The 19,393-nt window shown below is 56.6% G+C and carries 17 protein-coding genes; 1 reads left to right on the forward strand and 16 read right to left on the reverse strand.

The features are described from left to right. Positions 1-403 precede the first annotated feature (403 nt). Entirely contained in the window at positions 404-700 is a 297-nt protein-coding gene (locus tag KGB18_RS06920; RefSeq protein ID WP_223569583.1) for a hypothetical protein, read from the forward strand. An 83-nt stretch (positions 701-783) separates the two neighbouring features. Here the strand turns inward: KGB18_RS06920 and KGB18_RS06925 are convergent, their stop codons facing one another. The 16 genes from KGB18_RS06925 to KGB18_RS07000 all read right to left on the reverse strand — a co-directional run bounded on the left by KGB18_RS06925 (position 784) and on the right by KGB18_RS07000 (position 19,207). Further along, entirely contained in the window at positions 784-1,212 is a 429-nt protein-coding gene (locus KGB18_RS06925; protein ID WP_223569584.1) for a hypothetical protein, read from the reverse strand. A gap of 101 nt (positions 1,213-1,313) precedes the next feature. After that, entirely contained in the window at positions 1,314-1,874 is a 561-nt protein-coding gene (locus KGB18_RS06930; protein WP_123722856.1) for a transglycosylase SLT domain-containing protein, read from the reverse strand. 1 nt (position 1,875) lies between these two features. Next, positions 1,876-4,071, reverse strand: coding sequence for a type VI secretion system tip protein VgrG (locus KGB18_RS06935; RefSeq protein ID WP_223569585.1), 2,196 nt, complete (start codon positions 4,069-4,071; stop codon positions 1,876-1,878). Positions 4,072-4,303: 232 nt separating this feature from the next. Continuing rightward, positions 4,304-5,035, reverse strand: coding sequence for a hypothetical protein (locus tag KGB18_RS06940; RefSeq protein WP_223569586.1), 732 nt, complete (start codon positions 5,033-5,035; stop codon positions 4,304-4,306). A 533-nt stretch (positions 5,036-5,568) separates the two neighbouring features. Further along, a complete protein-coding gene (locus KGB18_RS06945) occupies positions 5,569-6,507 on the reverse strand; it encodes a carbohydrate kinase family protein (RefSeq protein ID WP_223569587.1) in 939 nt (312 codons plus the stop codon). A 13-nt stretch (positions 6,508-6,520) separates the two neighbouring features. Beyond that, on the reverse strand, positions 6,521-8,017 hold the full coding sequence (gene xylB, locus KGB18_RS06950; protein WP_223569588.1) for a xylulokinase: 1,497 nt from the start codon (positions 8,015-8,017) through the stop codon (positions 6,521-6,523). Between the two features lie 184 nt (positions 8,018-8,201). Next, entirely contained in the window at positions 8,202-9,674 is a 1,473-nt protein-coding gene (locus KGB18_RS06955; RefSeq protein ID WP_123722853.1) for a mannitol dehydrogenase family protein, read from the reverse strand. A gap of 14 nt (positions 9,675-9,688) precedes the next feature. Beyond that, positions 9,689-10,792, reverse strand: a complete 1,104-nt coding sequence (locus tag KGB18_RS06960) for an ABC transporter ATP-binding protein (RefSeq protein WP_201060377.1) — start codon at positions 10,790-10,792, stop codon at positions 9,689-9,691. 32 nt (positions 10,793-10,824) lie between these two features. Next, entirely contained in the window at positions 10,825-11,655 is an 831-nt protein-coding gene (locus KGB18_RS06965) for a carbohydrate ABC transporter permease (protein ID WP_007905617.1), read from the reverse strand. Positions 11,656-11,665: 10 nt separating this feature from the next. Next, positions 11,666-12,565, reverse strand: coding sequence for a carbohydrate ABC transporter permease (locus KGB18_RS06970; RefSeq protein ID WP_223569648.1), 900 nt, complete (start codon positions 12,563-12,565; stop codon positions 11,666-11,668). A 199-nt stretch (positions 12,566-12,764) separates the two neighbouring features. Further along, the gene (locus tag KGB18_RS06975; protein ID WP_123722850.1) at positions 12,765-14,075 is read right to left on the reverse strand and encodes an ABC transporter substrate-binding protein; all 1,311 of its coding nucleotides are present in this window, start codon (positions 14,073-14,075) and stop codon (positions 12,765-12,767) included. A 321-nt stretch (positions 14,076-14,396) separates the two neighbouring features. Continuing rightward, the gene (locus tag KGB18_RS06980) at positions 14,397-15,302 is read right to left on the reverse strand and encodes an AraC family transcriptional regulator (RefSeq protein WP_123722849.1); all 906 of its coding nucleotides are present in this window, start codon (positions 15,300-15,302) and stop codon (positions 14,397-14,399) included. A 79-nt stretch (positions 15,303-15,381) separates the two neighbouring features. Further along, positions 15,382-16,263, reverse strand: coding sequence for a phospholipase (locus KGB18_RS06985; RefSeq protein WP_223569589.1), 882 nt, complete (start codon positions 16,261-16,263; stop codon positions 15,382-15,384). Between the two features lie 190 nt (positions 16,264-16,453). Further along, entirely contained in the window at positions 16,454-17,320 is an 867-nt protein-coding gene (locus KGB18_RS06990) for a phospholipase (protein ID WP_223569590.1), read from the reverse strand. A gap of 172 nt (positions 17,321-17,492) precedes the next feature. Further along, a complete protein-coding gene (locus KGB18_RS06995) occupies positions 17,493-18,785 on the reverse strand; it encodes a glycosyltransferase (RefSeq protein WP_123722846.1) in 1,293 nt (430 codons plus the stop codon). 56 nt (positions 18,786-18,841) lie between these two features. Then, complete coding sequence (locus tag KGB18_RS07000; protein WP_123722845.1) at positions 18,842-19,207, reverse strand: response regulator; 366 nt, start codon at positions 19,205-19,207, stop codon at positions 18,842-18,844. Positions 19,208-19,393 lie beyond the last annotated feature (186 nt).

Consider the following 19,393-nt stretch of genomic DNA (forward strand, 5'->3'; position numbering starts at 1 on the left):
AGCTGCTACAGATCGCATTGCTTAAGTGAACAGTATTACCTGTCGTGAGGAGGTTTCTGACAGAGGTTTCATGTAGGTAAAAAAAAACTGAGGGAGGTTCGGCTGGTTCCTACAAGCTTGGGCGCCTTGTCGTCTTTCGCCGACCTGCAACCAGCGTTTACTGTTTGGCATCGCTGCAAAATCAGCGAACAGGTTTGGTCACCTGATATCCCGCATACATATGTGCCATCATTCGCCCTACGGACATCTTTGTCTTCGTTGTGCGTTGTTATGGCGGCTGTGTGCTGGACGCCTTCGGGCGAGCCGATTTGCGGGTTATCGGTTGACCAAGCCTGTACACAGTCCGCCTCCATCGTTTGGTCACGGTGCTGGCGGTTACTTAACTAACGTTTGAGTAATTCTTATGCCAACGTTCAACCCGTTTCCTGTTCGCTATCGTTCAATCAAAAGCAGCATTACCGACTCAAATCCCTTGGTGATCGACACAGAAGCCAATCCCCAAGATATCCTCGAATCCGCTCTCCAGCGCATCCGGGCCTCCAGCCAGTTACTTGAAACGCTCCACTGCCTATGCTTCAAGCACGGCGATGTTCAGGACATTCCGCACATTACCCACGCGCTTTACCTGCTGACTCAGGATGGTTGCGATCTGTTGCAGGTTGCACAGCAACGGATGATGGGATGGAAAGCCCCAGCCTGACGCCGTACCTTTAAGCCTGCCTCCTGTGGGGTAGGCTTTGAAGCTAGATGTCCGACGGTGATGCACTCGATGGGATGAAGCGCTCATTTCAGGCGTAAAACCTTGAACCCATGAGTATCTGGCGGAGCATCAACACTACCAGCTTCCTCTGGTTGCCCTTTTCCTACGAAATAGTCATAGACCAGAAACTTTCCCGAGACCTCGTTCCCGATATTTGGAATGACCAGCCGCATTTGCTCTTGTCCAAGATAAAGCCAGCGGGGCAGGGACTTCTCTGCAAAATCGATTCGTTCGATCGAATGACTGACGGGGTTTTTGCGTAAAACAACACCTTTCAAGTATGGCGAGCCGTAGTTGAGTGCAAATATAAAACTGGAGGAAACACACTTTGCCAGGACCACCTGCCCGACAAAGTCGGTATCGGGCATGTCTGTAAATGCAGTTTGTGTTTTCTGATCGAGCTCAAGAAATAAGCGCTGGCCCTCTGCGGTTGACTCGGCCAGTAAAGACACCTGTGTCCCATCAGACAAAGGGCAATGGAGAATTGACTTGGGCGGCTCCGCACAAGCGTTCCCTATTGACAGAATAGTGATTAAATACAGCCATGCGCTTTTCACTTTATATTATCCCTGAGTACCTGCATTGAGTCGGGACTGGCTGCGAGTTTGGCGGCACAGGCACTTATTTTTTTATAATAAACCCCGTTGGAAAGGCCTCGGTACTTTTTGTAGGCCTCTTCAATTGAGCTGGATATATCTATCCAGTACTGCATGTACTCGGTGCCGATCTGTATGTTTGTTGCTTCGTCAAAGAGCTTTCCCGCAGCGTAAAGCCGTTGCCCTTCATCAAAAGTGTCTTTGGTTTGCTTGTCGCTTGGCATATGACCAAGCTCTTTCTTTTTTCGATATTTAAATACTTGCTTTACGCCTGCCAGCTGAACTTGCATAAGCCCGCGCGCGTCTTGTTTGGCTCCTGCGTGAGCGTCAAAGCGGGACTCCATGTAGATTTGGCAAATGATAGTGTTTGTATCAATCGAGGACTTGTTGTTGGCTTCAACCAGCTTCCTGATTTCCTTCAAACGCTTACTGTCATCTACCACGACTGAAGCCGGGGTTTTATCGGTTACCGGAGTCAACGCTTTTTGGCTTGTGGCCAAAGGTTTCAATTTAGGCATATCAAGCGTCCCATCCTGGATTGATAGGGGGGATGTCGTCATACACCTCAATCACAGCCATTTCCGCTTCTGCACTTTTTATTTTTCCAGTTCTTCCTTCATCATTGGTACGTCCCGCCAGGCTCTTGCCCGAAGAGGTTTTGATGACATAAGGAAAATTTTTCAACGGTAAACCCGTGTTTTGATCAGTAATCAAGAAATCCAAGTCATGGTCTGTTTTCTCGAGAACTGTTTTTCGTTCTAAAAGTTGACCGGCGCTCGCGATTGCAGCTGCTAACGGGATCAATGGACCTAATGCCTGGGTACCTGAACCCGCTCCCGGCCCACCACCAGAATTCACCTTCACCTCAGCCCCACTAATCGTCACGCCCCCCGCATCAATCTTCACAAAGCTCCCACCAGCCTTGGCTGTGAGCTCCATGCCACCCTCAACCACCACTTTCTCCCCAGCATGGTAGTGAATCTCCTGACCCGCCTCGACAAACTGCGCAGTCCCCACCTTCAGGTGCTGAGTCACGCCGACAGTGAGGTGATCATCAGCCCGCGCTTCGGTCTTGCGGTCGAGATGGGTAACGCGATGTTCTTCGACCTTGAACTCGCTAAACGCATTGGCCTCGACCGTGTCATGCCGCTCATTGCCGACACGAATTTTCTGGTCGTGCTCGATGTTTTCATCCCAGTCGCGCTGGGCGTGCAGGTAGATCTGTTCCGCGCCTTTCTTGTCTTCGATACGAAACTCGTTGTAACCCTTGCCGCCCGGTGAGCTGAGGGTTTTGAAGGTGCTGCGGGTTTTGTTCGCCGGCAGGTCGTAGGGGACGACGTTTCCCTTGTGGTACAGGCAGCCGGTGATCAGCGGTTGGTCCGGGTCGCCTTCAAGGAAGGTGACGAGCACTTCCATGCCGATTCGCGGGATGGCGATGCCGCCGTAGGCGTTGCCGGCCCAGCCGGTGGCGACGCGCAGCCAGCAGCTGCTGGTGTCGTTGCCCTGGCCGTCGCGGTCCCAGTGGAACTGCACTTTGACGCGGCCGTATTGGTCGCAGTGGATTTCTTCCCCCGGCGGGCCGGTGACGATGGCGGTCTGGCTGCCCAATACTTTGGGTTTCGGGTGTTCGAGGGCAGGGCGGTAATGCGCGTCCCACGGGGTGGCGAGGAAACGGTTGCGGTAGCCCTGCTGGAAGTCATCTTTATTGTCGGTGACGTCGCTGGTGATGTTCTCGCCGAGCACTTGTGGCTGCTTGCCTTCGTGGACGATTTCCAGCAGCAGCCAGAGGTCGTTCCACTCGGCGCGCGGGTGTTCGCTCAGGGCCATGAAGTGGCCGCTGACCAGGGTCGGTTCATCGCCTTTGCCGTCGGCCAGTCGGTAGTCACTGCGATGGCGTTCCAGGGCGCGGGTTGCCAGTTGCTTGCCGCGCGCGCGGTCGGTGAAGTGGCCGGGGTAGTCGTAGTCTTCGAGGTCCGGGGCGAATTCGCTTTTGGCGGTGCCTTCAGGAAGGATTCGTGGTTTTTCGAAGTCGTAGTCGCGGCGGCTGACGCGGGTGGTGCGGGTTTCCAGGCGCAGATTGAAGCGCTTGATCACCGGTTTCTTGGCGGCCATGCCGGAGTCTTGCTGGTAGCTCACCGGCGCGAGTTTGCGGAACACCGTCTGGTCATCGCCGAACACCAGTTTGTGGCCGCTGGTCGAGTGCTGGAAGTGGAAGTGAATGCCTTCCTCTTCGCACAGGCGCTGGATGAAGTGCAGGTCGGATTCGTCGTATTGCACGCAGTACACGCGCTCGGGGTAGATCGCGCCGAGCTGGAAGCTGTAGGCGTCGGCCAGAATGCCTCGCGCCTCAAGCACCTGGGCGATGATCTTCGGCACAGTTAAATGCTGGAAAATCTGCTGGTCGTGGTTGTGCCGCAAGTAGGCCAGTTGCGGCACCAGGCTGATGCTGTAGCGGGTCAGACTTTTGCCGGAATCGCCTTGCTCGATGCGGTAGACCAGGCCATGGATTTTGCCCTGGCCGGTGGCGCCAAAGGTCAGGCAACCGGGCTTGTGCAGCAGCTCTTCGAGTTTCAGGTCGGGGCGGGCGCTGACCAGTTCGATGTCGAAACAGAACGGCTGGTTGAGGGCTTCGCGGCCGACGAAGCTGAGGACCTGCAGGTCGACGGAAACGCCTTCGAGCGTGAGGGAGATATGGGTTGCGTTTGCGTCCAGCATGCCTTGATTTCCGTCCTTTGAAAAAGCAGGAGCGGATGGTGCAGCATTAAAGTGCCATTATCAAGGTTGAAATGCCGTAGGGCCGGGGGCTGACGGGTATCAGGCTTTCCCCTATAGCCGAGGTTTTGCGCAATGAATACGGGTATTTTTCGAGGCGATTGGCCGTCGCACCAAATACAAATAAAGGAAGGCCCCACAGGGTGGGGCCTTCCTTGTTACTCAGCCAAGAAATTCAAAGCGATTGCAAGGAAATGGTCGCGCTCTGAGAGTCTTGCTGGCTGTCAGCATCCATCCACACCCATTGCGTGCCGTCGCCTTGCAGATTATTGGTGATGCTCTGAATCTGCGAATAAACGATCTTTACGTTCCCAGCCGCACCCGCAGTAGGCCCAATGTTGGTGACCTGATTGGCAAGGAGGCCGTTTGAAGTCTCATTGACGACAAACACGGTCGCTTGCGCCTCACGGAGCTGGCAGGAGAGGAACTGTGTAATGGTGCTGGTAATCGTCAGGTTCATCCATTTCGAGGGGGGTACCGCATAGTAACGGGTGTACTTGTTGAACGGGTGCTGCTCACCATCGGCCGGCAGCGGATAATTGGTCAGCCCCGATGTATTGGTCGGCATGCTGACACTTCCCAGCCAGATTTCGACCTGGGAGTTACCGGCGTTGCTGGGCAGTGAAACCGAAACGGTTTGAGTATCGGTGCCCGAGACAAAACCCAACGATGCCAGGCCTGCATTGGCCGTGGTGCCAGGCACGGTGATCGGTACGGGCGGCTGGCTGTTGCTCCAGTTCACGGAGACAGTCGAATTGGTGTCATTTTGAGCCGAGTTGTAGATGAAGATGCCATAAAGCTGGCCGGGGCTAAGCGCGGTACAGGTGGCTGTATCTCCTGCGGTGAGAGTAATGCGTTGTCCGCCGTTCCAGTTAATTTGGGCAGCTGAGATAGCGACACTTTCCATGTTGGAGTTCCTTTTCCTGTTGTGGGGGTATAAGGATGAGCGCACAGCAATAATCCTTACCTGAGCTGTGCGTGGAAAAGATATTAGTTGAAGGCGTGTAGTGGTCAAGTAACTGGCTGGTTGTTTTTAATTAAACCAATATTGCGTTCAGCGGCAGTTTTATTTTGCCGGCATAAACATACAAGGGCTGTCTGTTTTATTGATTTAATTCAATAGGATGGGGGTTGTATGCGAGCAAATACAGTGCTGTCTGACAGATGGGGAGGTTAAAGGCTTACAAAGTTAATATGTCGCTGGTGTTGTGTGGTTATTTTGTTTTGAGCTTGTGGTAAGCGTAAATTGCTATAACTATTCTTGTTGAGGTAAAGAATATAAAGCTGTCAATGGCCGCTTGTCTTTTGATTGGGCTGATACAACTTTAAATCGAAATAAAAATATATCTAAAAAATATAAAAGACTGTCTGTTGTTTCGGTCCACCGACAGGTCCTGAAATCAGGGCCTGTCGTAGTAGAGGAGGCGGGGAGCGCCGATGTCAGCCCAACTGTCGCCGATACGGCAAATCCGGCCCGGTCTTGCTGCAGGTCAACGCCGCAGCGCTCACTGCAAACCTGAGCATCGCGTCAATTTGCTCGCGACTCAGCTGTTGCAGACCTCCAACCGAATCCAGTTGTTGCTCGGTCAACCAGGTAATCAACGCTGCCTGAAACGTATCGCCAGCCCCCACGGTGTCGGCAATTTTCACCGAACAGGCCGGCACCGACCACGAACCGTGGGCACGGCTGAACACCGTTGCGCCTTCGCCGCCTCGGGTGAGGAACACCAACTGACAGCGATGCTCCAGCCAGCCTTCGATTACGCGCTGAGGATCTTGCTCGGGGTACAGCAGACTCAAATCTTCGTCGCTGACCTTGATCAGATCCGCCAGCTCCACCAGCGTGGCAATCCGCGAGCGCCACAACTCGATGTTCGGCTCGGGATTCAGGCGCACGTTCGGGTCGAGGCTGATCAGGCGTTTGCCGCTTTCCCGTTGCACCAATGCCAATAACGTATCGGCAATCGGTTGCACCACCAGCGAGAACGAGCCGACGTGCAACCCGCGCACTTCAGGGCCCAACTCTGGCAGATGCGCCAGGCTCAACTGCCGATCAGCGCAGCCTTCGCCACGAAAGCTGTAATGGGGCGAGCCATTGGCACCGACCGCGACCATCGCCAAGGTAGTCGGTGCGGCAAAGTCCACGAGGTAGTCCGGGCACACACCTTCATCCTGCAGCACTCGCTGCAAACGGCGGCCGAGGTAATCGGTCGACAGCCCGCCGAACAGCGCGGCGTCCACGCCCAAACGGCGCAAACCTACGGCCACGTTGAACGGCGAGCCGCCGGCAATTGCCTTGAAATTCACTTTGGATGCCAGGCCACTGGCATCATCTTCGCTGAAGAAATCGAACAGCGCTTCGCCACACACCAAATACATAATTGCTCGCTCTTTAAAGGGTTGCGACATGCTGTTGATAGCGTTCGTAGGCCTGCTGACAGGCCGCCACATTTTCTGTAATCGGTAAGGTTTCACTGGCCAGATCGAGCTTCACGCAGCGCTCGCACAAGTCCGCCAGGCTGTCTTCGTGACCGTTTGCCCAGGATTTGCACCACGCCGCCTGAATCGCTGCGCCGAGGGCCGCGGCCTCGCTTTGTTCGGTACAAATCACTGGCGTATTCATGATGTCAGCAACGATCTGTCGCCACACCGGACTCTTCGAGCCGCCGCCGATCAGGCAGATGCAGCGGCTTTGTAAGCCATTCTGGCGCAACAAGTCTAGCCCGTAACGTAAACCGAAGGTGGTGCCTTCCACCACGGCGCGGCACAGGTTGGCCCGGGTCAGGTTGGTCATGGTCAGCCCCAGCAGGCTGCCGCTGGCATGGGGCAGGGCGGGGACGCGTTCGCCATTGAGGAACGGCAGCATGCACACGCCGTCGGCACCGATCGGCGCTTGCGCGACCAAGGCGTTGAACGCTTCGATATCCAGTTCGAACAACTCGCGAATCGCGCCGGTCGCGTTGGTCAGGTTCATCGTGCAGATCAATGGCAGCCAGCCGCCGCTGGAGGAGCAGAACGTCGCGACCGAGGCATCCGGGCTGACGTTCGCTTGTTCGGCATAGGCGTAAACCGTTCCCGAGGAGCCGAGGCTCATGGTGATCGCGCCGGGCTTTATATTGCCGGTGCCGATGGCGCCCATCATGTTGTCGCCGCCACCGCTGGAGACCAGCGCCTTGGGGTTGATGCCGAGGTGCTCGGCGATACTCGGCAGGATCGTGCCGACCGGTTGGTGGGCGTCGATCAATTCCGGGAGCGCGGCTTGCAGGCGTCCGGTCGGGTCGATGTCGCGCAGCAGTTGCAAGTCCCACTGGCGGGTTCGCACGTTGAAATAACCGGTGCCCGAGGCATCGCCATACTCGCTGCAACTGCGGCCGGTGAGCCAGAAGTTGAGGTAGTCATGGGGCAGCAGGATGCGGGCGATTCGGGCGAATACCTCCGGGTGTTGTTCTTTGCTCCAGAGCAGCTTGGACACGGTGTAACCCGGCGCGATGACGATGCCGAGGCGTTCCAGTGAGCCTTTTTCGCCGCCCAGATGGGCGAGCAAACGGTCGTTCTCCGGCGTGGACTCGGTGTCGCACCAGAGCTTGGCCGGGCGCAGCACCTGGCCGCGATCGTCGAGCAGCACCAGGCCATGTTGCTGGCCGGAAACGCCGATGCCGAGGATCGCCTGACCGTCTACATTTGCTGCGAGCAATGCGCGGTGGGTGGCCAGGGTAAAGGCTTCCAGCCATTGAGCGGTGTCTTGCTCGCGACGACCATTGGCGCCGCTGATTAGGCTGTGGGCGGCGGCGCCCTGACCGAGGACCTGACCGCTGTGCGCGTCGAGGACAATGGCTTTGGTGCCTTGGGTGCCGCAGTCGATGCCGAGGAAAAGTTGTTGGTTTGCCATGGAAGATCCTTGGATCGTCAGGTCGATAACAATGCCCATTTAACATTTATGTTGTTTGTCAGTCCGCCATCGCGGGCAAGCCCGCTCCCACAGTGGTCTGGGGTGGAACACAGATCTGTGACCAACCTCGATCCCTGTGGGAGCGGGCTTGCTCGCGAAGACGGCAGCAGGTTCACCACCATTCTTACGCCAGCACCCGCTCCAGCGTCCGCGTCACCCCAACATCCCGCAAGCTGTTACAGCACCACTCGAACGCTGCCACAAACTCGGCTGAACGCGGAATCGCCGTCCCGAAAATCTCCTCAACCTCCAACATTCGTTGAGTGATCAACACATCATCGGCCACCAGCGCCTGACAGAACGCCGCCCGCGGATCCGGAATTGCATAGGTCTGGCCATTCTCATCCACGCCTTTGAGGTACAGCGCCCACGCCGCCACCACCAGCGCCGCACGCTTGGTCTCCTGGCCATCGGCAATCAAGCGGTTGATGGTCGGCACGGTGAACTTCGGAAACTTCGACGAGCCATCCGAACACACTCGCTCCAGCTGATCGGCAATCGCCTGGTTGGAGAAGCGCGCCACCAGGGTGTTTTTGTACTCGGTCAGGTCGATCCCCGGCACCGGCGCCAGTTGCGGCGTCACGTCCAGGTCCATGTAGGCGCGCATGTAGCGCACGAACAGCGGGTCATTCATGGTTTCGTGAACGAAGCGGTAACCCTTCAAAAAGCCCAGATAGGTCAGAGCCAGATGGCTGCCGTTGAGCAGTTTGATCTTCATCTCTTCGTAAGGCGTGACGTCGTCGGTGAACTGCACGCCGACCTTTTCCCAGGCCGGGCGGCCGTTGACGAATTTGTCTTCCAGCACCCATTGCACAAACGGTTCGCAGACCACCGGCCAGGCATCATCGACGGCATGTTTGTCGGCCAGTTGCAGACGATGCTCGGTGCTGGTCATCGGCGTGATGCGGTCGACCATGGCGTTGGGAAAGCTGACATGGCGCTCGATCCAGTCGCGCAGATCGGCATCGCGCAGGGCGGCGAATGCCAGCAGGGCTTTACGGGTCACGGCGCCGTTGTGCGGGAGGTTATCGCAAGACATCAGCGTGAACGCGGGAGTACCGGTTGCGCGCCGTTTGGCCAGTGCGGCGCAGAGGAAACCGAACACGGTTTTCGGTGCGTTCGGGTGGGCCAGATCATGCTGGATCTGCGGCAGGTGCGCCATGAACTCGCCGTTGCTGTCGTCGATGCAATAGCCGCCTTCGGTGATGGTCAGCGAGACGATGCGGATGTCTGGATCGGCGAGTTTGTCGATCAGCGCCTCGGCACTGTCTTCGGCCAGCAGCATGTCGCGGATGGCTCCGATGACCCGCACTTCGGCGTCATCGGCGTCGCCCAGTTCGAACAGGGTAAACAGATAGTCCTGTTCTTTGAGATCGTCCCGGGCACGGCGGTCCTCGGCGCGCAGACCGACTCCGCAGATGGCCCAGTCCAGCGCTTCGCCGGTATTCATCAAGGCATCGGTGTAATACGCCTGATGCGCACGGTGGAAACCGCCGACGCCAATGTGCGCGATGCCTTGGCGGGTATCGCTCAGGGTGTAGGCGGGCAGGGCCACCTCGGGGGCGAGGCGGTTGAGGTTCTGTTTATTCAGTTTCATCGCATGCTCTCGAATCAGGCTGCGGCGCGCAGTGGGCGGGTCAGCGCCACGCCGTCGGCATCGAATAAATGGCAGTGTTCAGCATCCAGGTGCAGGCTCAGGGATTCGCCATAACGGCTGGCCAGATCGCCGCGAACGCGCATGGTCAGCGCTTCGCCGGACGACGTCAGAACATGGCAGAAAGTGTCGCTGCCCAAGCGTTCGCTGACATCGGCAGTCACTTGCAAGGTGCAGTCACCGGGTTGCGCCAGCTGCAGATGTTCCGGACGAATCCCTAAGGTCACCGCGCCGCCGACACTCAGGTTGGTACCACTCAGGGGCAAGGTGATGCGGGTGCCGGCGTCCAGCAGCACTTCGCAGCTTTGGCCGTTGACGCGGGTGACTTTGCCCTTGAGGAAGCCCATTTTCGGCGTGCCGAGGAAGCCTGCGACAAACAGGTTGGCCGGCTGGTGATACAGGTCCAGTGGCGAACCGACTTGCTCGATCTTGCCGCCATTGAGGACGACGACTTTGTCGGCCATGGTCATGGCTTCGACCTGGTCGTGGGTCACGTAGATCATCGTGGCTTGCAGTTCTTTGTGCAGGCGCAACAGTTCCAGGCGCATCTGCACCCGCAGGGCGGCGTCGAGGTTGGACAGCGGTTCGTCGAACAGGAAGATTTTCGGGTTGCGCACGATCGCCCGGCCGATCGCCACGCGTTGACGCTGACCACCGGACAGTTGCTTCGGCTTGCGCTCCAGCATCGGCCCGAGTTCAAGGATGCGCGCCGCTTCGCCGACTTTTTTCTCGACTTCGGCTTTCGCCACACCGGCCAGGTCGAGAGCGAACGACATGTTTTTGCGCACGCTCATGTGCGGGTACAGGGCGTAGGTCTGGAACACCATCGCCAGGTCGCGCTTGGCCGGGCTGACTTCGGTGATGTCGCGGCCATCCAGTTCGATGGTGCCGCCGCTGACCTCTTCAAGACCCGCGATCAACCGCAGCAGGGTGGATTTACCGCAGCCCGACGGGCCGACGAACACCACGAATTCCTTGTCATTCACTTCGAGGTCGATGCCTTTGATGATGGAAAAACCTTCGAAGCCTTTTTGCAGATTTTTGATTTTCAGGTTGGCCATGATGGCGCTCCTTTGTGCTTATTCTTTGAGGGCTATTTCACGGCACCGAACGACAGGCCGCGGACCAATTGTTTCTGGCTGATCCAGCCGAAGATCAGGATCGGTGCACAGGCCAGGGTCGACACTGCCGACAACTTGGCCCAGAACAAACCTTCAGGACTCGAGTACGAGGCGATCAACGCGGTCAGTGGCGCGGCCTGCGACGAGGTCAGGTTCAGCGACCAGAACGCCTCGTTCCAGCACAGGATCAGCGACAGCAAAACCGTGGAAGCCAGGCCGCCCTTGGCGATTGGTAGCAGCACCCGGACCATTTCCTGCCACAGCGTTGCGCCATCCAGGCGTGCGGCTTCGAGGATGTCTTTGGGGATGTCTTTGAAGTAGGTGTAAATCATCCAGACCACAATCGGCAGGTTGATCAGCGTGTAGATCACGATCAGCGCGATTCGCGTGTCCAGCAGGCCGAAACTCTTGGCCAGCAGGTAGATCGGCATCAGCACGCCCACCGGCGGCAGCATCTTGGTCGAGAGCATCCACAGCAGCGTGCCTTTGGTGCGCTGGGTTTCGTAGAACGCCATCGAGTAGGCCGCCGGCACCGCGATCAGCAGGCACAACGCAGTGGCACTGAAGGAAATCACCACCGAGTTCCAGGCAAAGCTGAAGTAGTCACTGCGCTCGTTGATGTGCAGGTAGTTCTCCAGCGTCGGCGTGAAGATGAACTGCGGCGGCGTGGCGAACGCATCGATTTCGGTTTTAAAACTGGTCAGCACCATCCAGAAGATCGGGAAGAAAATCAGGATCGCGATGGCCCAGGCCAGAGTGCCGAGCAGCAGGCTTTGCAGGCGGCGGGATTGTTGAAGAGTCATGGCGCAGGCCTCAGGCTTTGTCTGTCAGGTTTTTGCCGATCATTCGCACCAGCACGATGGCCGCGACGTTGGCAATCAACACCGCGATCAAACCACCGGCTGACGCCATGCCGACGTCGAACTGCACCAGCGCCTGGTTGTAGATCAGGTAGGCGAGGTTGGTCGAGGCGTAGCCGGGGCCACCGTTGGTGGTGGTGAAGATTTCGGCAAATACCGAGAGCAGGAAGATGGTTTCAATCATCACCACCACCGCGATTGGCCGGGCCAGGTGCGGCAGGGTCAGGTGCCAGAAAATCGCGATGGGACCGGCACCGTCCAGGCGTGCGGCTTCTTTCTGTTCCTGATCGAGGGACTGCATGGCGGTCATCAGGATCAGGATCGCGAAGGGCAGCCATTGCCACGAGACAATGATAATGATCGACAGCAGCGGGTAGTGCGCCAGCCAGTCCACCGGCTGCGCGCCGAACAGCTTCCAGATGTAGGCGAGAATCCCCGAGACCGGGTGAAAGATCAGGTTTTTCCAGATCAGCGCACCGACGGTGGGCATGATGAAGAACGGCGAGATCAACATCACCCGCACGATGCCGCGACCGAGAAACTCACTGGCCTCCAGCAACGCGCTGATCAACACGCCGAACACCACGCTGATCAGCAGCACGCTGCCCACCAGTAACAGGGTGTTGGTGGCGCCGGGCAGGAAGCCCGAGTCGCTCAGAAAGTAGCTGAAGTTCTCCAGCCCCACGAACTGGTTTTCACCGGGGTAGAGCAGGTTGTAGCGAATCATTGAAAAGTAAACGGTCATGCCCAGCGGCACGATCATCCACAGCAGCAACAACGCTACCGAGGGGCTGACCAGAAACCAGCCGGGGTTGGTCAACCGGCTTTTACGCACCGGTTGGGGGATGTCCATGTGAGCTTTGACAGTTGAAATATTCATGGCGATAGAACCGATTAAGTGCAGACATGTTCAGGACAGTAGGTATTCCCAACATCGACGCTAAACCTGTGGGAGCGGGCTTGCCCGCGAAGAGGCCGGTACACCAGACACATCTTCATGACTGATCCATCGCTATCGCGGGCAAGCCCGCTCCCACAGGGTAAGGGGATGGTTACTTGGGATAACCGGCGCGCTTCATCTCACGTTCGGTGGTTGACTGGGCGGCGGTCAGGGCCTGGTCGACCGTGGTCTGGCCGATCAGCGCTGCCGAGAACAGCTTGCCGACCTGGGTTCCCACGGCCTGGAACTCAGGAATGGTTACCAACTGGATGCCGACATAGGGCACGGGCTTGATGGACGGTTTACTCGGGTCCGCGGCCTTCAGCGATTCCAGCGTCACCTTGGCGAACGGCGCGGCATTCATGTAGGCCTCGGTGTAGGTCGAGGCGCGAGTGCCTGGCGGCACGTTGGCGATACCGTCTTTTTCCGCGACCAGCGCACCGTACTCCTTGGAGGTGGCCCAGGCGCTGAACGTTTTCGCCGCGTCCTTGGCCTTGGAACTGGTCGGGATGGCCAGCGCCCAGGAATACAACCAGGCCGAACCTTTGTCGGTGGTTTCATGCGGTGCGTAGGTGAAGCCGACATGATCGCTGACCTTGCTTTGGGTCTTGTCGGTGACGAATGAACCGGCGACGCTGGCATCGACCCAGATCGCACACTTGCCGCTGTTGAACAGCGCCAGGTTTTCGTTGAAACCGTTGCTCGACGCGCCCGGCGGGCCGGACTTCTTCATGGTGTCGACGTAGAAGTTCAGCGCGTTCTTCCACTCAGGTCCGGTGAATTCCGGCTGCCATTTCTCATCGAACCAGCGTGCGCCGTAAGCATTGGCGACGGTGGTGATCAGCGCCATGTTCTCGCCCCAGCCAGCCTTGCCGCGCAGGCAGATGCCGTACTGTTCTTTGTCTTTATTGGTGAGTTTGCTGGCAAATTCGCTGATCTGAGTCCAGGTAGGGCGTTCGGGCATGGTCAGCCCGGCGTCCTTGAACAGGTCGGTGCGGTAATAGGTGATGGAGCTTTCCGCGTAGAACGGCAGAGCATAAAGCGAGCCCTTGACCGAAAGGCCTTCACGGACCGAAGGGAATACGTCGTCGAGGGCGTAGGTGGCCGGCAAGTCCTTCATCGGTTCCAGCCAACCCTTGGCACCCCAGAGCGCGGCTTCGTACATGCCGATGGTCAACACATCGAACTGTCCGCCCTGGGTGGCGATGTCGGTGGTCAGGCGTTGGCGCAGGACGTTTTCTTCGAGCACCACCCAATTGAGCTTGATGTCCGGATGCTCGGCCTCGAAGGTTTTCGAGAGTTTTTGCATGCGGATCATGTCGCTGTTGTTGACGGTGGCAATGGTCAGGGTCTGGGCGCCGAGGCTGACGCTACTGAGGGTCATGCAGGTGAGAGCAAGCAGAGCTTTTACAGAAGGTTGCATCATGCACTCCTTTTCTGCACCCGGCGGGTTACAGAAGGACAGTTATTGTTTTTGTGTCTTCCGAAGGGCAGGAAGAATGTGCACTGATTACAGCCTTCAAACGATGGGCTGACAAATCATCCATCGCACTGTGACCGATACTTTTTTGCACTGGGGTTCAATGCGAGAAGCGCAGAGGACGGTGTTTTAGCGGTTAACCCCGATTGAATCCGTACAGGTTTATACGGCCGAAAATCAAAAGATCGCAGCCTTCGGCAGCTCCTGCAGGGATCGCGTGATTCTGTAGGAACTGCCGAAGGCTGCGATCTTTTGATCTTGCTTTTAACCGTGGTTTTGCTCAGTCAAACGCTGCACCGCCAACCGCCGGTAGTGCGACGGCGTCATGCCCTTGAGCTGCTGGAAACGCCGGTTGAAATTGGAAATATTATTGAAGCCCGATTCGAAACACACATCGGTCACCGTTTTGTCGCCATCGGCCAGCAGCTCACAGGATTTACTGATACGTAGGCGATTGACGAATTCGATGAAGCAGCGCCCGGTGGCCTGTTTGAACACTCGGCTGAAGTAGGTCGGCTTCAGACCCAGGTGCTCGGCGACTTCTTCCAGCGGCAGTTCCCGGGCGTAATGGGTAAAGATGTAATCCACCGCCCGGTTGGTGCGGTCGATATTGTGCTCATCGGCCAATTGCGGCGTCGTGGCACCGGACAGCAATTGATAGTCATCGGACGCCGCCAGCAACTCCAGCAGAATGAAAAAATGCCCGAGCCGGGTCATGCCCTTGGTATCAGCGATGCGCTGCATCAAGGTCATGGCCTGGCGGATCGTGCGCTTGCAGCGAAACTCGATGCCGTACTGAGCGCGCTCCAGCAAAGGTGCAAGCGTCTTGAGTTCGGCGAACACCTGATGGCCGCTTTCAAACAGTTCGTCAGTGAAATTGACCAGCATGTCGCGTTTGGGCACCACTTCGTCTTCGGCGACCTGGCTGATCCAGTTGTGTGGCAGGTTGGGGCCGGTCAGGAACAGTGTTTCCGGGTAGAAGTTACCGATGTAGTCACCGATGAATACCTTGCCGGAGCTGGCGACGATCAGGTGCAGTTCGTACTCCTTGTGGAAATGCCAGCGCACCAAAGGGCAGGGGAAGCCGTGCTGACGATAGATGATGGACAACCCGTTATGGTCGTCCATCAATTCGTAGGAAGGATCGGTAACTCTGGCTGGTCGGCTCATATCAGGGCACTTTTATTGTTATCGCCCGTTGATCATGCCTCTTTCCAGGCTCACTGTGCCAGCCCGCGACGCTGACCGTTCAGGCCCGCTCATGCAACGAACGGCCATACACGGCTTTCATGCTGGAGGCGGTCCAGCAGCAACGGACAATCTCGCACTCGTCGAAAAAGTCGATGTTGATGATGCTGCAACGGGTTACCCAGTCGCGCGTTGTACTGAACCAGTCATTGATTTGGCTTTTTATGTGCTGCGGGCCGCCCAATAGCGAATAGGTGGTCGCCGACAGCGACCAGAGAAACGTCTCGTAGGGCGCATCTTCAAGGGTCGTAGCGATATGGCTACGTAGCTCGCTGGTATCAGTGAATGTTTGTTCGAGCCACTTGTGCGGTATGCGCTGCCAGAAGTATTTACTGTCCAGCCCTGACGCGCCTTGGGCCGCCATGACGATGCGACGCAGTGAACTGGTGCGCTTGAGTTCACCCACAGTTTTCAATGCGTCGCTGTGCGGGATGATTCGCAGCCCAAGGCGACGCACCAGCACATCGTTGAGTTTCCGATAGTCGAAAGGTTTGCCCGCGATTCCGAGTTGATGAAAGTCCAGCACGATGAATTCATCCGGATTTCGATCGAGGAAGGTCGATACCGCATCGATCAGTTCATCGAGGATCCGATGGGACTGAAACCCATTGTGATGAAAGTAAAACACCGGCTCTACGGGGCCGAATGTGTAGCCGAGCCGCAGATCGAAAGCTCGCGCGCCATTGGCCAGTTGCCAGGCAAATGAATCGTTCTGGCAGGTTGTCCAGTTGCCGACCATCACTTCATAGTTGGGTGCTTTTTTGTCCATGCCGGCATTGTGCGTGCCGGGCCAGACAATGTCGGTCAGCTTCAACCGATCGATATCCAGTACGTTGCTCATCCATTTCTGTTTGTCGAACGTGATGGTGGTGCTGTGGGTCATGACAGTTCCTTGTCGTTGACCTCGTCCCATCCGTGGGACGAAGAAGTCATGTGTCGGATGTGACGGTGTGCCACATCCGTATTATTCGCCTCAGTTAAAGGCTTTCATGACCCAGCATAGAAGTGCGTGGCAGTATTGCCAGGCACGGAAATGTTTGCACAAATATAGCTATTTAGTGGCGCGATGGTTATTAGATTCTCTTGCTGGCTTTTTTCAGGTTTGCCGTTCGGCAGTAAGAAACGATTTTCGAATCTTTAATAAAGTCGAAGTTGATAATGTTGCATGTTTCTGCCCATTCACTTTTTTCTGGATCAAACCATAAATCAAGATGTTCAAGGATTCTTTTAGGGCCGCCCACGCTGTAACAGGTTGCGGAAAGCGACCAAAGCTCCCACTGACCTGGCAGGTTGTTCATTACAGTGGCGATGTAATTATGCAGGTCGTCGGTATTGACTAGATTTTGGTTGACCCATTTATGTTCGATTTTTCCGCAAAACCTTTTGTAGTCCAGGTCATTGTGCCTTGGGGCGGCGACCAATACTCGTTGTAATGGACTGATTTCCTTGAGTTGACCCAGGCTCAGATGCCGGTTTGCGGCAGGTATCATTTGATCGCCGAGATGTTTCAGCATCATGTCGTTGAAGTATTTGAAGTCAAAGGTTTCCTTGCCGTGTTTCAGTTCATGAAAAGCCAGGACGATGAATTCATTGTGGCTTCTCACAAGAAACGCTTTGATGTCGCTTACAAGATCTTCCAACGTGCGAGAAGAGAGATAGTCGCCATGTTGGCAACGGAATTTTCCGAGTCCCGCCGAGTCTGCGTGGTAAACCAATCGGACATCGAGCGCCCGAGCACCGCGGCTCAGTTGGGAAAAAAACGGGACGTCCTGACACGCCAGATAGTTGGGGCCTGGAAGAAGCGCGTAGGACGCTTCCCGGTCACAGCCTGCATTATGGGTGCCCGGCAGTGTCAACTCACGAAGCGACAAGGTGTCAATGGCCGGTGTGGCGGCCATCCAGTTATAATTCTCGTAGTTGTTTGAAGTGTTGTTGTCCATTAATGCATCCTTGCATCTAATTAATAGAAGGAGCGCCACTTGTTGTAAGGTGGTCGGAGTGGCGCTTGCAGGATGTTTATAATTATTTAAGTTCTATTCGCCAAGGGTCAGTTTGATGCGAGGTGTGTGATTGGTGATGTTCTTGTTGTGTTTGCTGGATGAAGTCCGGCTTTTATTGAATACGGTTTTTTGCTTCAATCCACTGTGCCATGTATTGAGTGCTTTTGTGATGATGATGGCGCAACATGCTGCCGGTGAAGTTATCCCTTCTAAGTTGTGCCAGGTGTTGCTGGCAATACAACAACTTCTCGATCAGTGCCGGGCCATGTGTCGACGACTTATAACGCTCGGCTAATAACATCTGCCCATTGGATTGGGCGCTCATCCAAAGGTCTTTGTCTTTGTAAAGACGAACCGCACAATCGGCGAACTCACGCGCAGTTCGGGTCACGGCGCCCGGCCACGGCTGTTCGCGGTGCATCGCTTCTGCGCCAATCGGGGTGGTGACATTAGGCGTGCCGCACAGCATGGCGTCGACGATTTTGCCTTTGATACCCGCACCGAAGCGCAACGGTGCCAGGCACACCCGGGCTGCAGACATGACTTGCAAGGCATCTTCTGCCCAGTTCATCACATGAAACCCTTGGGCCGCATTGTGCAGGGCGGTGGCTTTGGGCGGCGTATAGGCGCCATAGATATGCAGTTGCGCCTCTGGCAACTGCGCACGGATCAGCGGCCAAATCGTGGTTTTCATCCAGAGCACGGCGTCCCAGTTGGGGGCGTGGCGGAAGTTACCGATGCTCAGGAAATGCGCACGGTCTTCAAAGGCTGGCGACGCGGTGGTCAGCGGTTCGACCATCAATGGGCACCAGTGCAGCAGTTGTTGCGGCAATCCGAACTGCTCGACCAACAATTCAATCTCCACTTCGGAGATCATCAGGTTCAAGTCGCAGCGATACAGGGCGGCGATCTCCCGTTTCGCCAGATCGGTGTCCGCCATGAGCTCGAACTCTTCACGCAATGCCGGGGCGAATAACTCGCTGAAATCGTTGGCGTCGTCACTGGCCTTCAAGCGCTCTTTGAGGCGCTGATGCCGCGCATGTCGCAGGCTTTGCAGATCGGAGGTCTCCAGCACGCGCAAGGCGTCGGGGGAGTGTTTCTCTACTCGCCAGCCGAACTGCTCCTCCATCATGAACTGGTCGAACAGCACGATATCCGGTGCCAGTTCACTGACAAAGGTGTCGAAACTGCTGTTATTCAACTCGATTGGCACTTCGCGAATGCCCAACGCGGTCAGGTCCGCACGGTGCTCACCGGTGCCGGCCGGGCTGCTGAAGGTGATGTCCCAGCCTTGCTGCAGGAACGTATCGAGAATTTGCATCACATGCCCACTGGCCGCAGAAGAGCGGGGCTCGGGCCAGACGTAACCAATCACCAGGACTTTGGTTGCGCGGGGCTGACTCATTGACGGGTATTCCTTGAAACGGGTAGGGAGCGGAGAAAATCGGGGTGCGAGAAAAGTCAGGCCTGGACGAGTATGCCTTTGACCTTGTCCCGCAACTGATCAATGGAAAACGGCTTGCCGATGAGATACATGCCGTCAGGCACCTCGATGCTTTCGGCATAGCCGCTGGCGAACAGAATCGGCAATTCGGGACGCAGCATGCGCGCCTGCTTCGCCAATTCCCGACCGTCCATGACCGGCAACCCCACATCCGTCATCAGTAAGTCGATGTACTGGTCTTCGTCGTTGAGAAACTCCAGGGCCTGCTCGCTGCCATCGGCCTCAAGTACCCGGAATTGCAGTTCCTCCAGCACATCGACGATCAACGTGCGCACGATGGCATCGTCTTCGACGACTAGAATGGTGGAGGCATCAGTGGACATAGTGGGGCTCTCAAAGGTTGAATTCGCGGTTGCCGGTCGATCGAAACCGCCGGGTTCTTGCATGAGTAAGTGACGAATCACGACAAGTTCCCGACGCGCTACAAAAACAATAGCCGCACAAGAACCGCACAGAATAGCCGCTCCTTTGTCCCAGAGCAGCTAAATGCAGGCTTTTGCCGCAAAACA

Origin of the sequence: Pseudomonas sp. BF-R-26 (assembly GCF_019947395.1) — a bacterium.
Lineage (GTDB): Bacteria > Pseudomonadota > Gammaproteobacteria > Pseudomonadales > Pseudomonadaceae > Aquipseudomonas > Aquipseudomonas farris.

Excerpts from the sequence above, each read along its gene's own strand:
- KGB18_RS06930 (WP_123722856.1), bottom strand. The coding sequence starts at position 1,874 with ATGCCTAAATTGAAACCTTTGGCCACAAGCCAAAAAGCGTTGACTCCG.
- KGB18_RS06940 (WP_223569586.1), bottom strand. The coding sequence starts at position 5,035 with ATGGAAAGTGTCGCTATCTCAGCTGCCCAAATTAACTGGAACGGCGGA.
- KGB18_RS06970 (WP_223569648.1), bottom strand. The coding sequence starts at position 12,565 with ATGGACATCCCCCAACCGGTGCGTAAAAGCCGGTTGACCAACCCCGGC.
- KGB18_RS06980 (WP_123722849.1), bottom strand. The coding sequence starts at position 15,302 with ATGAGCCGACCAGCCAGAGTTACCGATCCTTCCTACGAATTGATGGAC.
- xylB (WP_223569588.1), bottom strand. The coding sequence starts at position 8,017 with ATGGCAAACCAACAACTTTTCCTCGGCATCGACTGCGGCACCCAAGGC.
- KGB18_RS06965 (WP_007905617.1), bottom strand. The coding sequence starts at position 11,655 with ATGACTCTTCAACAATCCCGCCGCCTGCAAAGCCTGCTGCTCGGCACT.
- KGB18_RS06935 (WP_223569585.1), bottom strand. The coding sequence starts at position 4,071 with ATGCTGGACGCAAACGCAACCCATATCTCCCTCACGCTCGAAGGCGTT.
- KGB18_RS06945 (WP_223569587.1), bottom strand. The coding sequence starts at position 6,507 with ATGTATTTGGTGTGTGGCGAAGCGCTGTTCGATTTCTTCAGCGAAGAT.
- KGB18_RS06960 (WP_201060377.1), bottom strand. The coding sequence starts at position 10,792 with ATGGCCAACCTGAAAATCAAAAATCTGCAAAAAGGCTTCGAAGGTTTT.
- KGB18_RS06955 (WP_123722853.1), bottom strand. The coding sequence starts at position 9,674 with ATGAAACTGAATAAACAGAACCTCAACCGCCTCGCCCCCGAGGTGGCC.
- KGB18_RS06995 (WP_123722846.1), bottom strand. The coding sequence starts at position 18,785 with ATGAGTCAGCCCCGCGCAACCAAAGTCCTGGTGATTGGTTACGTCTGG.
- KGB18_RS06985 (WP_223569589.1), bottom strand. The coding sequence starts at position 16,263 with ATGACCCACAGCACCACCATCACGTTCGACAAACAGAAATGGATGAGC.
- KGB18_RS07000 (WP_123722845.1), bottom strand. The coding sequence starts at position 19,207 with ATGTCCACTGATGCCTCCACCATTCTAGTCGTCGAAGACGATGCCATC.
- KGB18_RS06920 (WP_223569583.1), top strand. The coding sequence starts at position 404 with ATGCCAACGTTCAACCCGTTTCCTGTTCGCTATCGTTCAATCAAAAGC.
- KGB18_RS06975 (WP_123722850.1), bottom strand. The coding sequence starts at position 14,075 with ATGCAACCTTCTGTAAAAGCTCTGCTTGCTCTCACCTGCATGACCCTC.
- KGB18_RS06990 (WP_223569590.1), bottom strand. The coding sequence starts at position 17,320 with ATGGACAACAACACTTCAAACAACTACGAGAATTATAACTGGATGGCC.